Origin of the sequence: Bacillus sp. BML-BC051, from assembly GCF_019656175.1 — a bacterium.
GTDB lineage: Bacteria > Bacillota > Bacilli > Bacillales > Bacillaceae_G > Bacillus_A > Bacillus_A mobilis.
The window spans coordinates 55,072-67,443 of record NZ_BPLI01000051.1 but is presented as its reverse complement, the minus strand read 5'-3'; the positions used below and the strand labels follow the sequence as shown (position 1 = coordinate 67,443).

At 35.7% G+C, this 12,372-nt stretch carries 15 protein-coding genes and 1 pseudogene; 7 read left to right on the top strand and 9 right to left on the bottom strand.

Annotated elements, in window-relative coordinates:
* The first annotated feature begins 14 nt into the window (after positions 1 to 14).
* A complete protein-coding gene (locus tag K5S59_RS20450; RefSeq protein ID WP_002073419.1) occupies positions 15 to 1,202 on the top strand; it encodes an MFS transporter in 1,188 nt (395 codons plus the stop codon).
* A gap of 434 nt (positions 1,203 to 1,636) precedes the next feature.
* Here K5S59_RS20450 and K5S59_RS20445 read toward each other — a convergent pair whose 3' ends face one another.
* A complete protein-coding gene (locus K5S59_RS20445) occupies positions 1,637 to 2,518 on the bottom strand; it encodes a helix-turn-helix domain-containing protein (protein WP_000535275.1) in 882 nt (293 codons plus the stop codon).
* A 79-nt stretch (positions 2,519 to 2,597) separates the two neighbouring features.
* Between K5S59_RS20445 and K5S59_RS20440 the strand changes: the two genes are divergently transcribed.
* Positions 2,598 to 3,059 (top strand): 2-thiouracil desulfurase family protein, encoded by a 462-nt coding sequence (locus tag K5S59_RS20440; protein ID WP_000635507.1) that lies wholly within the window; start codon positions 2,598 to 2,600, stop codon positions 3,057 to 3,059.
* A gap of 27 nt (positions 3,060 to 3,086) precedes the next feature.
* Here the strand turns inward: K5S59_RS20440 and K5S59_RS20435 are convergent, their stop codons facing one another.
* The 3 genes from K5S59_RS20435 to K5S59_RS20425 all read right to left on the bottom strand — a co-directional run bounded on the left by K5S59_RS20435 (position 3,087) and on the right by K5S59_RS20425 (position 4,512).
* Positions 3,087 to 3,440: a YxeA family protein gene (locus tag K5S59_RS20435; RefSeq protein WP_000833154.1), complete on the bottom strand. Its 354-nt coding sequence runs from the start codon at positions 3,438 to 3,440 to the stop codon at positions 3,087 to 3,089.
* A 105-nt stretch (positions 3,441 to 3,545) separates the two neighbouring features.
* Positions 3,546 to 4,184, bottom strand: a complete 639-nt coding sequence (locus tag K5S59_RS20430; RefSeq protein WP_033656414.1) for an O-methyltransferase — start codon at positions 4,182 to 4,184, stop codon at positions 3,546 to 3,548.
* Positions 4,171 to 4,512, bottom strand: coding sequence for a hypothetical protein (locus tag K5S59_RS20425; RefSeq protein ID WP_001224263.1), 342 nt, complete (start codon positions 4,510 to 4,512; stop codon positions 4,171 to 4,173). Before K5S59_RS20425 ends, K5S59_RS20430 begins: the two co-directional genes overlap by 14 nt.
* A gap of 222 nt (positions 4,513 to 4,734) precedes the next feature.
* Between K5S59_RS20425 and K5S59_RS20420 the strand changes: the two genes are divergently transcribed.
* Complete coding sequence (locus tag K5S59_RS20420; RefSeq protein WP_098872582.1) at positions 4,735 to 5,298, top strand: GNAT family N-acetyltransferase; 564 nt, start codon at positions 4,735 to 4,737, stop codon at positions 5,296 to 5,298.
* A 144-nt stretch (positions 5,299 to 5,442) separates the two neighbouring features.
* Here the strand turns inward: K5S59_RS20420 and K5S59_RS20415 are convergent, their stop codons facing one another.
* From K5S59_RS20415 to K5S59_RS20405, 3 genes are all read right to left on the bottom strand, one after another.
* Positions 5,443 to 5,796, bottom strand: coding sequence for a HesB/IscA family protein (locus K5S59_RS20415; RefSeq protein WP_000573830.1), 354 nt, complete (start codon positions 5,794 to 5,796; stop codon positions 5,443 to 5,445).
* A gap of 41 nt (positions 5,797 to 5,837) precedes the next feature.
* Entirely contained in the window at positions 5,838 to 6,704 is an 867-nt protein-coding gene (gene dapF / locus K5S59_RS20410; RefSeq protein WP_000077403.1) for a diaminopimelate epimerase, read from the bottom strand.
* 244 nt (positions 6,705 to 6,948) lie between these two features.
* Positions 6,949 to 7,188: a YuzB family protein gene (locus K5S59_RS20405; protein WP_000595024.1), complete on the bottom strand. Its 240-nt coding sequence runs from the start codon at positions 7,186 to 7,188 to the stop codon at positions 6,949 to 6,951.
* Between the two features lie 500 nt (positions 7,189 to 7,688).
* Between K5S59_RS20405 and K5S59_RS20400 the strand changes: the two genes are divergently transcribed.
* From K5S59_RS20400 to K5S59_RS20385, 4 genes are all read left to right on the top strand, one after another.
* Positions 7,689 to 8,759 carry an NAD(P)/FAD-dependent oxidoreductase gene (locus tag K5S59_RS20400; RefSeq protein ID WP_000682069.1) on the top strand — a complete coding sequence of 357 codons (1,071 nt, stop codon included), beginning with the start codon at positions 7,689 to 7,691 and terminating at the stop codon, positions 8,757 to 8,759.
* 230 nt (positions 8,760 to 8,989) lie between these two features.
* Entirely contained in the window at positions 8,990 to 9,163 is a 174-nt protein-coding gene (locus K5S59_RS20395) for an aspartyl-phosphate phosphatase Spo0E family protein (RefSeq protein WP_001054620.1), read from the top strand.
* A gap of 54 nt (positions 9,164 to 9,217) precedes the next feature.
* A complete protein-coding gene (locus K5S59_RS20390; protein ID WP_098257802.1) occupies positions 9,218 to 9,877 on the top strand; it encodes an ABC transporter ATP-binding protein in 660 nt (219 codons plus the stop codon).
* A complete protein-coding gene (locus K5S59_RS20385) occupies positions 9,861 to 10,658 on the top strand; it encodes an ABC transporter permease (protein WP_098257803.1) in 798 nt (265 codons plus the stop codon). Before K5S59_RS20390 ends, K5S59_RS20385 begins: the two co-directional genes overlap by 17 nt.
* Positions 10,659 to 10,771: 113 nt before the next feature.
* Here K5S59_RS20385 and phnA read toward each other — a convergent pair whose 3' ends face one another.
* Positions 10,772 to 11,113 carry an alkylphosphonate utilization operon protein PhnA gene (gene phnA / locus K5S59_RS20380; RefSeq protein WP_000212738.1) on the bottom strand — a complete coding sequence of 114 codons (342 nt, stop codon included), beginning with the start codon at positions 11,111 to 11,113 and terminating at the stop codon, positions 10,772 to 10,774.
* A 235-nt stretch (positions 11,114 to 11,348) separates the two neighbouring features.
* Positions 11,349 to 12,097 (bottom strand): annotated as a pseudogene (locus tag K5S59_RS20375) (DUF2628 domain-containing protein).
* Positions 12,098 to 12,372: the final 275 nt, after the last annotated feature.

Sequence of the window (12,372 nt, the reverse complement as noted above, 5' to 3'; positions counted from 1 at the left end):
TCAAATATAAGGAGATGTACAAATTGAAAAATAATATGAATCAACTAATCATCATACTTTTAGCTTTAGGGGCTTTTGTAACAGGAACAGCAGAGTTTGTTGTTTCTGGTATTTTAGAACTGATTTCTTTTGAATTAGATATTTCAATTTCAATGGCTGGTCAGTTGATTACGATTTATTCTTTATCTTATGCTATTGGAGCTTTGATCTTGGTCATGCTAACGTCTAAATTGGATCGTAAAAAAGTACTTTTATATGCTATCTCTATATTTATTCTAGGGAATCTAGTTGCATTTTTTAGCTATAATTTTGTCTTTCTTATGTTATCCAGAGTCATTATGGCGATGAGTGGAGGGTTATACATTGTTGTTGCCACCAATTATGCTGCGCAAATTGCAGTTCCAGAAAAAAGAGGTAGTGCTATGGCAACAGTCATTACAGGTTTCACTGTTTCATTAGTACTTGGAGTACCTATCGGAACATTTTTAGCTGGACATTTTGATTGGCATTATATTTTCTTAATTATTGCGCTTGGCACATTTTTTTTAATAATAGGACTTTACAAATTATTACCATCAATAAAAGGAAACCAACCGCTGCCATTTACACAACAGCTACAAATTATGAAAGATAAACGAGTCCTTACTGGTTTAATGACAACGATCTTTTGGATTTTAGGATATACGATGGTGTTCGCCTACATTGCTCCATTATTAAGTCATACTGCTGGTTTTTCTATAGAAATGACAAGTATCGCTTTATTTGTTTTAGGCACTTTTGCTTTTATTGGCTCACGCTTTGGAGGATATGCGGTAGACAGATGGGGACCTAATCGAACGATTTCATTAAGTTTATGTGTTCATATCATCTCTTTATTTGTACTAACATTTACACAGTATAGGGCAGTCGGTGTATTTGTCACACTAGCTTGTTGGGGAGTAGCAACTTGGACAACGACACCAGCAAAGCAGTTTTATCTGATTTCACTAAAACCACAATCCTCTGAAACAGTACTCAGTTTTAATACCGCCTTAATGAATGTTGGAATGATGCTAGGTTCTGCATTAGGAGGAATCATTATTCAGTATACAAATATAGTGAATTTAAGCTGGATTGGAGGATTATTCGGTATACTTGCACTTATTTTTATCAGATATTCTTTCTATTTAAATGGAAATTTTATGAATAGTCACCAATTTTAAGGATAAAAATACTCTCCAATACCAGCATTTCAAAAACTTGTTGAAGGTTTTGAAATGGGAAATCATCACCCACCTTTGCAGTTGTGAAGGGAGAGGAAATGTATATTAGAACGAACGTACCGAATATCAAGTTCGCTGTGCATTTAACGTCTTTTGTATTGAAGAAGAGAACAAGGAAACTTTCATTAGAGTATGACTAATAAGTATAGGATTTGATAAATATTTTAGTTATTCCATTAAAGTGCGCGATTGTGGAAGATCACAGGCATAAAATAATCAAACTTTTTTATAACAGATCTATACTAATTCACAAGAGAAGAATCCGTTTTGATCAATCTTTTTTCAAAACGGATTCCTTTTATTTAACGTAAAATACGAGTTTGAAAGGTAATTTTGATCAAACACTATTTTAAAGCCACACTTGGAGTCATGTATTATACGCATGACTCCTTTTTAAACGGATCAAATAACGGTATCCCCTTACTTCTTCTCACAGCTGCTCCCCATTCTAGTCCAACCTCTAAAAATAGATCCCGCACTGTACTATATAAAAGCGCCTTAACATTTTTACGGATTTCCCCGTATTTATACGCTCTCACAACACTCTTTACTCGCCAAATGAAATTTCCATACACTTCTTCATCAGCTAGTATTTGCTCCAGTAGCACACCTTGCTCTATTAACCCGCTCTTTTTATATGCAAGTTCCACCTTACTCCAAAGTATATTAATCTTTTTCGGATTACGCGTCATCGGCACAAGTGCGTATACAAAAGGCTTCGGTATATCATGACGGCAATACATCTCATCAAGCTCGTACGTTTCTTTTCTATTCTCTTTTATTTGTGGGATGTTTTTAGAAAAAATTGTTTCCCCCTCATTTTTTTGCTCATTTTTACTACAGCCAGCTGCATCATCCTCACTTTCACATGCGGACAGTTTCATACGGTCATCCATGCGGTCAATTGCAGATATAAGAAATACATATAAGTTCGCACTATATCCGCCGCGTTTATGTCTTTCTTTTGTTGCAACACGCTTTATAATTCCTAGTTCCTCTAACTTTGCAATTGAGCGGCGTACTGTACGAATACTCTTTCCAACATTTGTAGCAATCGTCTCCATTAAAGGGCAAGCAACTCCCACTGTTTTCTGTTTCTCATTCACTGCATACTTTCCTAGAAAATGAATAATAGTAGCATCCGTTTTATTTAATTGAAATCGATAGTACTTCAAAACTTGCTTTTGATATGTATTAAACTCTTCTTTACTTCGAAATTCACTATATGGTTTCATTAAATTATATAAGCTTCCCATTTTTATCACCTCATTTATAGGTAAGAGTCAGGAAGAGAAATTGGCGTGATAGTTAATATTTTTTATTGGAGATGAAAATATGATTGTAATCAGTGCTTGTTTAGGTGGCATCGCTTGTCGGTATGATGGAAATGACAATCTCGTTTCAAAAATAGAGGAGTTATTACAAAGAGAAGATACCTTACTTGTTTGTCCTGAAGTATTAGGAGGACTGCCAACACCTCGTCCCTCAGCTGAAATTATTGGTGGTAATGGCGATGACGTTTTGGATGGAAAAGCAAAAGTGATGACAAAAGACGGTGAAGATGTCACAGAAGCTTTCATGAGCGGTGCTTATAAAGCGTTAGAACAAATTAAGAATTTACATCCAGAATATATTATTTTAAAAGAACGTAGTCCATCTTGTGGTAGTTCTACGATTTACACTGGAGAATTTAACGGGAATAAACAAACTGGTTACGGGGTAACAACTGCTTTATTCAAAAGACACGGATTGAAAGTCATTTCAGAAGAGGATTTTGAGAAAGAAAAAAGGAATTGACCCTGTTCGTCAATTCCTTTTTCTTTCTTATTTCGCACCTAATTTTTCTTTCACTTTCGCAGGAAGCTCATCTTTCTTCACTTCTTCCCAAGCTGTTACACCTTTTTTATCTGAATGATATACACGTAGGAATGCATCTTTACGTAAGTTTTTTTGTGCAGTAAATTCTAATTCTTTCTCTTTACCTTCTTTATCAAAACCAGTTAATTTATATTGGTAATCTTTATATGGCGCTCCATTATCAGACTTACCATTATACTCTTTTCCATCTACTGTAATTTGAACGTAATACTCGTCTTTCCCCATACGATTTAAATCACAGCCAACTAATAGGCTTGCAAATACAACTAAAATACTAAAAAGTGCAATATATCTTTTCATTTCCTTCACCTCATGTGTTTTTCTTATATTGTTATCTTAAAGCCTAGGCTTTAAAGAAGAAATTCAAAAACATGACATGAACATTACACTTTTGTAAGATAATAATTATTTCTTCACTTTAGAAACCGTCATTCCGTCACCAATTGGAATAAGTACGGATTCTAAACTTGGATGTGTTGCTATTACTTCGTTAAACTTCTTCATAACTTCTGTATAACGTTTTTGTTTCGCACTTTCATCAACTACACTACCACCAGCTAAAACATTATCTGTAACAATTACCGCACCTGACTTAGCAAGCTGGATGCAGTATGTTAAGTAATTTTCATAATTCTCCTTATCAGCATCAATAAAGAAGAAATCAAATCGTTTATTACCAGCGGCTAGTTTTTCAAGACTTTGTAACGCAGCACCCGTCATATACGACACTTGTTTTCCAAATCCCGCTTTATGTAAATTACGATGCGCTACCTCCGCATATTTCTCTTCGAGTTCAAGTGAAGTTAACGTGCCTTCTTCTCCAAAACCTCTTGCAAGACAAATGCCGCTATACCCACCTAATGCACCTATTTCTAAAACATCTTTCGCCCCAGAAATGGAAACTAACATCGTTAACAGTTTCCCCGAAGAAGGCGATACCGATATCGGTGGCATTTCATTTTCTTTTATGGAAGCAATCACTTCATCCAAAAGTGCATCCTGATCACAAAACACTGAATCGATATAACGATTAATTTGTTTCATCATATCCAGTCCCTTGCTCTAGATTTTCCTTCTCATCTAACTTAGGCGCTTCTTCTGTTTCACTCTCATGTATTTCAAATAGTTGTGTAAATTCATTAATAACCATATCAATTGCCTTTAATTCCCCGATTAAAATTTGCTGAATAGACTGGAATTCTGGCTCACTTAACTGCTGTTTAATTGTCGCTCGTTTCAAATTCATCATTTCTAAAAAGGCAATCGCTCTCCCGCGGCGAAATGTTTTCGGTCCGCGATGATGAGATCCGTCTCTCCCTTTATGGCGCTCACCACGGTGGTGTCCTTCTTTCATGAACTTATCTTTTCTCATTTTAAGTCCCCCTTTGTATACAAATGTATACATTTGTTTTATTAATCAAAATTGTATACGTTTGTATACAAAATGTCAAAACAAAAGAAAAATCGCTAATTAGAAGGGAACCATTTAACTCCTTTCTAATTAGCGGTTCGGTTTCAATATGTGGAAAGGGATTTCTAAATGATGAAGGGAATATATATTTATTGTTTTCTAGCTTTTGAGAGGAGAAATAATATGAACCCTATTTTATTAGATGTTCCGTTACAAATAGAAACAGACAGACTCATTCTTCGAGCACCACTTCAAGCTGGTGAAGGGAATATAGTACAACAAGCTATTAAAGATTCCATTCGTGAATTAAAGCAATGGTTATCTCTATTCCAGTCCATTCCTACTATTGAAGAAACGGAAATTCTCCTGAGAAATGCGCATATAGATTTTTTGAAAAGAGAAAGCTTTCGCTATCTTATCTACCATAAGGAGACAAATGATTTCATTGGAACTGCTAGCCTTCACGGAATTGATTGGAAGGTTTTTAAATGTGAAATCGGATACTGGATTAACACCCAATTTAGTGGCAATGGATATATGTCAGAAGTAGTAAATGCGTTAATAAACCTTGGATTTCAGTTATTCAAATTTAGAAGGATTGAAATACGATGTGAACGCAATAACACGAAAAGTCGTGCAATCCCTGAAAAACTAGGTTTTGAGCTTGAAGGGATATTACGTAATGAAGATCTTACAGCTGACGGCAAACAACTAACTGATACTTGCATCTATGCAAAAATAAATTAGATTTAAATATTCGTTTTGCAACACATCTTAAGGTCGGGTTCTAAATTTGGAAGGCGACATTTTTGATTTTTTACGACAAAAAAAGACCTCCTTAACGATTTTATTTCATCGCTAAAAAGGTCTTTCTCTATTTCTGCTAAAAACTTAGCACTCTTCCGGCTTACCAGCATTCGTCGCTGTACGGAAAGATGATCCACATCCGCATGATGCGATTGCGTTTGGATTGTCGATTGTAAATCCGCCGCCAAGCATCGATTGTTTATAATCAATTTTTACTCCTTTAACAATTGGAGCACTTTCTGTATCGATAACAAATTCAACACCAAAAAACTCAAGAACTGTGTCGTCTTCTTTTGGTTCTACTTCAAATCCTAAGCCGTAAGAAAGGCCAGTACATCCGCCGCCATGTACAGCAAGGCGCACGTACTTCTCTCCATCTTCAGCATCTTTTAACATATCTTTAATTTGAAAAGCTGCTTGTTCTGTTACTTCAATCATGAAATACACCATCCTTTCTGTTCTCATTCTATTATACATCTTTACGCTTCTATCTTGTACTCATACACTCCGCGGCAAATTACTTCCGCTGGTCCTTTCATTAACACATTGCCTTCTTCTGTCCATGCAATCATTAAATCGCCACCAGCTAAATGAACTGTAATTTCCTTACCACGTTCCATTTTCCCATTTAAAATAGAGGCTACAACTGCAGCACACGCCCCTGTTCCGCAAGCTTGTGTTACACCAGATCCTCGTTCCCAAACGCGGAAGTTCATCTCTTCTTCATTCAAAATCTCGATGAATTCAACATTTACTCGCTCTGGAAACATTTCATGTGTCTCAAGGACTGGCCCAAGTGTTGTAAGTGGTGCTTGTTCTACATCATCCACAAAAATAACCGCATGCGGATTCCCCATTGAAACAGCTGTAAATGCGTAACGATGATTATTGTATAAGAAGTTTTCACGAATAAATGGTGTTTCACCTTCACCAAGCATCGGTATTTCTGCACGTGTTAAACGCGGCGCTCCCATATCGATTTTCGCTAATGTAACTTTCCCTTCTTCTACCGTTACCTCCGCCGTTACAATGCCAGCTAACGTTTCAATTGTGAAAACTGTTTCTTCTACTAGTTTATGCTCATACGCATATTTCGCTACGCAGCGTAAACCGTTACCACAGCTCTTTCCTTCTGATCCATCATTATTAAACATGCGCATTTTCACCGGAGCTACGTCAGATGGACAAATTAAAATCATTCCATCTGCTCCAATACCAGTATTAATATTTGAAACCTTTTCCGCCACAAGAGCTAAATCTTCTTCAGGAATTTGTTCTTCAAACATATTTACATATATATAACTATTGCCAAGACCATGCATTTTTGTAAAAGAAAATTGGCTCATTTGTATTCACTCCAAAAATAGTTTGTTATTGTAAGTATAAAATGCACGCTTTTAGAACACAATATGAATGTCCCCCGTTTCTCATATTTGACAACATTTGGCGATGAGCCATTCTTGCACAAGTTGTGTAAGAAAAAAGCCCTTCTAAAAGGGTCTTTTTTTATTTACATACAATATTATCCTCCCCTGCGAAACAAAATTTTATCTCATAGAAAAAGAAAAAGGTGCTGCTGATTGCAACACCTTAAAACATTGGATTTTCATCCAAATACTCATATACATTATGGACAAGTTCTTCTACTGTAGCACCTTGTACTACTTCACCATTTACAAGTGCAAACGGTCCTTCAAAACAAATGCCACAATATCCTAAACAACCATACTCCATTACATCTAAATTCGGATCTTTTTCTAGTTTTTCTAAAGCTGCTTGTGAGCCACTCGCAAGGTTACCTACACAAAATTCAATTAATGGTTTAATCAAAATTCTCCCCCCTGTACTACAAAACAAATTACCTTCTGACTTTACCCCGCATTAACGGGCAGTAAGACTCCCACCTCAAAACTCGGCGAACTCAAGGAAGTTAGGTGGGAGATAACTGCCCGTTAATGCCCGATTGGTTCAACTAATAATCAGTGTGGGGATGAACCCCCCACTGATTAAAGTTTCACTTTATCTATAAGAAGAAAACTAAGCTGTCTCTTGTTGTTTTCGTTATACATTCTAAACTATTTAGTTACTTCACTATTTCACTTCAAAGTAGATAGTCTTATTTTATATAACATGCTACTTGCAATGAAATGGTAACTAAAAAGGCAAAACAGTTTACTTTACTTTTCTTCTTATTGTACAACAGAGTATTCATTCATGCATTGTTATTTGTTCACAAATTCGATATAATTTGATTGAGTAAAGTCAAAATATTTTATTAATATAAAATTGTATGATTAGGGGATATTTCAACAGAAAAGGGGTAATCCATCATGAAACACCTCGTAATACTAGGTGGCGGCTACGGTGGAATGAGAATTCTGCAGCGGCTACTTCCAAGCAACCAACTTCCAGATGATGTACAAGTGACATTAATCGACAAAGTACCATATCATTGCTTCAAAACTGAATATTATGCATTAGTTGCGGGTACTATTTCAGAAACGCATATTCGTATACCGTTTCCTGAGCACCCACGCCTCAATATTCAATACGGCACAATAACAAATATTGATCTCGAAGAAAAAGCTGTTCATCTCGATGGCGGTGAATCGATCCAATATGATGATTTAATTATCGGTCTTGGCTGTGAGGATAAATATCATAACGTTCCTGGGGCGAAGGAATTTACACATAGCCTACAATCGATTGAACAAACACGTAAGACATATGAACAATTAAATAGTCTAGAACCAAATGCAACAGTAGCTGTCGTTGGTGCTGGATTAAGTGGCGTTGAAGTTGCAAGTGAACTTCGCGAAAGCCGTTCTGATTTAAAAATTTACTTATTTGATCGAAAAGATAGAATTCTATTCCCATATCCAGAGAAATTAAGTAGATACGTAGAAGAATGGTTCGTAAAACATAAAGTTACTATTATACGAAACTCTGACATTACAAAAGTAGAACCAAATATTGTGTACAACCACGATGAACCACTTGAATGTGATGCAATCGTCTGGACAGCTGGTATTCAAGCAAATGAAGTTGTTCGAAACCTTCCAGTTGAACAAGATGGTAGCGGACGGGTTGTTTTAACAAAATATCACAATATTCCAAATAACGAGCACGTTTATGTTGTAGGAGATTGCGCAGCACTTCCACACGCTCCATCTGCCCAACTTGCTGAAGGTCAAGGAGAACAAATTGTCCAAATATTATTAAAACGTTGGAATAATGAACCCCTTCCTGACGAACTACCTGTTATTAAATTGAAAGGTGTTCTCGGCTCTCTTGGGAAGAAGCACGGCTTCGGTTTACTCGCAAACCAGCCATTAATGGGACGTGTACCGAGATTATTAAAATCCGGTCTTCTTTGGATGTACAAATATCATAAGGGTTAATACTTTACATGCTGTCTACTAAGTAGGCAGCTCCTTTTATGAGTTACAATATAATTATCAGACACATCTTTCTCAATATGGGTAATGATTTATTTTTCATTTTTATATTAAAAACTATTGATAAACAGTGTATGCTATTTATAAGTTGTTTTATTTCCTTTAAGACCGAATTCATTCGGTCTTATTTTTTATGTTATAAATACTTTTACAGGAGGTATTCCATTTCACTTATGAACTTAACGAAACTAAACGATCGAATAGAAGCGAAGAAGAAAGAATTGATCTATCTCGTTGAAAAGTACGGATTCACTCATGATAAAGTGATTTCTTTCAGCCAAGAATTAGATCGTTTACTTAACTTATTAATAGAACTCAAGACGAAGAAAAAACGTTGCTCTTTATAACCGTTATCCTCCCTTTTTTGATACGATAGAACTAGAATCAGAAAGGAGCGATCTATGTTTATATTAAAAGACGTTACATATAAAGATATACTACACATTCCTTATTTACAGATTCAAAAAGAAAAAATCACATGTATTATCGGTGAGAGTGGGAGCGGAAAAAGCACATTGCTCCGCATGCTAAATGATTTGCAATCACCAACATCCGGTACAATTGAATATAACGGAAAGCTAATTTCTGACTATCCTCCTATTCAATTACGACGTGACGTAGTCATGCTTGGGCAAACGCCACCTATTTTTGATGGAACGATTAAAGACAATCTATTAATGGGACTTCGTCTTTCTGAAAAACCATTTCCAAATGATGATGCCCTGCGGAGTGCATTAACGACTGTTAGTTTAGAAAAAAATTTAGAAGACAACGCTGATTCCTTATCAGGCGGGGAAAAACAACGACTTGCTTTTGCACGTATCGTACTTATGGATCCACCTGTCTATTTATTAGATGAACCAACCTCGGCGCTAGATAGCGATACAGAACGCCGCGTTATGAAACAATTTACTATACTAGCAAAAGAAAAGAAAAAAACAGTTATCTTCATCACACACTCACAACAACTTCCAGAAGAAATTGCAGACGATATTATTGAAATTAGCAAAACAAACGGTGCAACTAGAAAGGAAGTGCTCTCAGTTGAAGGGCGTTATTGAACTCCAAATTTGGCAACTTGCCGCCGCATATATTTTTATTCTTATATTAATTGGACTTGTAAAATTAAAAGGGATTCCGCGTGAAAAACAAATTGCGCTCGCAACATTCCGTATGACGATTCAGCTCGTACTTGTTGCATATGTCCTTACATACGTATTTGAAAATAGTAATCCATTTTATACAATTGCTCTCATTACTTCTATTACTACCTTTGCAATTTTTAATATTTATAAACGTGTCAATATCCCGATGTCTAAAGAATTAAAACGAGTAGCCGCTCTTTCCATGGTTGCCGGATCAATCGGGCCACTCCTACTATTTATCTTTGTTATTATCGGTCACGACCCTTGGTATGCACCGCAATATATCGTTCCGATTACGGGAATGTTAGTCGGGAATGCAATGACAGGTGTTTCTCTCGGTGCAAATACATTCTTAAACAATATGAAATCGCAAAGAGGCCAAATCGAAGGTGCCCTTATGCTCGGCGCAACACCGAAAGAGGCTACTGCTCCGCTCATACGCGACGCTTTTGATTCTGCTATTTTACCAACGATTAATTCTATGGTCGGAATGGGGATTATAAGCCTACCGGGCATGATGACAGGGCAAATCTTATCTGGTGTATCACCATTTACAGCCATTCAATATCAAATTGCTATCATACTCGGTATTTCAGGAAGTACTGCCTTTGCTGTTATTATCTTCTTACAGCTTGGATACAAAACATTCTTTAATAAGCGGTGTCAGTTGAAAGAGATTGACTATGTCGGGCGGTAAAGGATACTTCTTACTCGGTAAATGGTGCACTGTTCATGGTAAATGAAATGATATCGACTTACCGAAAAAAAATGACAATAAAAAAGAGGAGGCTACTCGCCTCCTCTTTTTCCTTACGCCTTCTTCACGAATTGTGATTTTAACTTCATTGCTCCGAAACCGTCGATTTTGCAATCAATATCGTGATCGCCATCAACTAGACGGATACTCTTTACTTTCGTACCGATCTTCACAACTGAAGAAGTTCCTTTTACTTTTAAATCTTTAATAACAGTAACAGCATCGCCGTCTTGAAGAACGTTTCCGTTCGCATCTTTTACAACTTTTGCACCATCATTATTTTCAACTTCTGCTTCTTGGCCCCACTCATGAGCACACTCAGGACATACGAAAAGAACGCCATCCTCATACGTATATTCTGAATTACATTTTGGACAATTTGGTAAAGTAGCCATAAATTCCTTTCCTCCGTTCATTATTTATACGTAAAAATCAAAATTGATGTTTACATCTCGATAAATAAAATTTGTACAGCATTTCTTTATAGTGCCATAGTCTTACGTTATTGACAAGCCTACCTGGAATTCTCATTTTTTATTGTATTTTACAAATTTTCAATTCGTATGGTGTTTCCAAATCAAAAAGAAGAACCTTCACAAGATTCTTCTTTTCAAAATGAACGAATTCTGACTAGAACCCCCAACCATTTTCTTCAATGTAAAATTGATACTCTTCTAACTCTTCTTCACTTAACTTCTTATTATTCTCATATACTTCTTGCCATTCAAAATAGTCTTCACCGAAGTAAACAGCGAATTTAATTTTAACGTTTTTCTTCTCTTCATAATCATAACCAGTAAACTCTACTACGTCATAATCTTTTTCTTTCTTTACATACTTCCAAGTTGGATTATCCGTCATAATCTCTAAAGTAAAACCTTCATCACTTGAACGAACAACATTTTTAATATTCGGCTCAGTTGGTAAAAGGGAAAGTCCAATCATGCGAGCAAAACTAGCGCCACCCTTTGATTGTAAGTAATACGCCTTTTCATGATCAGGCATATTGTCTCCCTTATGTAAAATACAAATAGCGTGCTTATAATATAAACGGTTTCCTTGCCATCCAGTAAATATCATCATTCCTAATTGAAGAACTAAACCAATTGATAAAAAAATCCCATCTGGAATGTCTATAAAAGGAGGGATAAATATACTAGGAACCGATAATAACATAAGTATAATAAATAACTTATACATTTTACGATAAGCTAACCAAAAAGGCGGGAAGAAAAAGGCTACCCAATTCCACGTATTCCCTTGCGCTGGATTTTCTACTTTCCCCCACTTAAAGTCATAATACACCGTATTTTTTTGAACGACTGTATTAACTGTTGCGGAGAAATTGTTTCTTGTAAAACCGTGTCCTTCACGTACATCATCCTTTTCTTATTTCTACATACGTGTATTTTATAGAAATAAAAAGAAGGAATCTAACAAAAAGTACATATATTTCATAAAAATGAAAGGAAATCGAATATATTCTGACAATTACCCGTTTATTATTTCATTTTACTTTTAAATATATTAGAATACTTATGAATGATACGTTTAATACACTAAGTTAATCATTTTGTATATTTGATAATAAAAATGTTTCACATGAAACTATTTATATTTTGTATTACCTTGTCTCTACACAATGTGTGTAAAG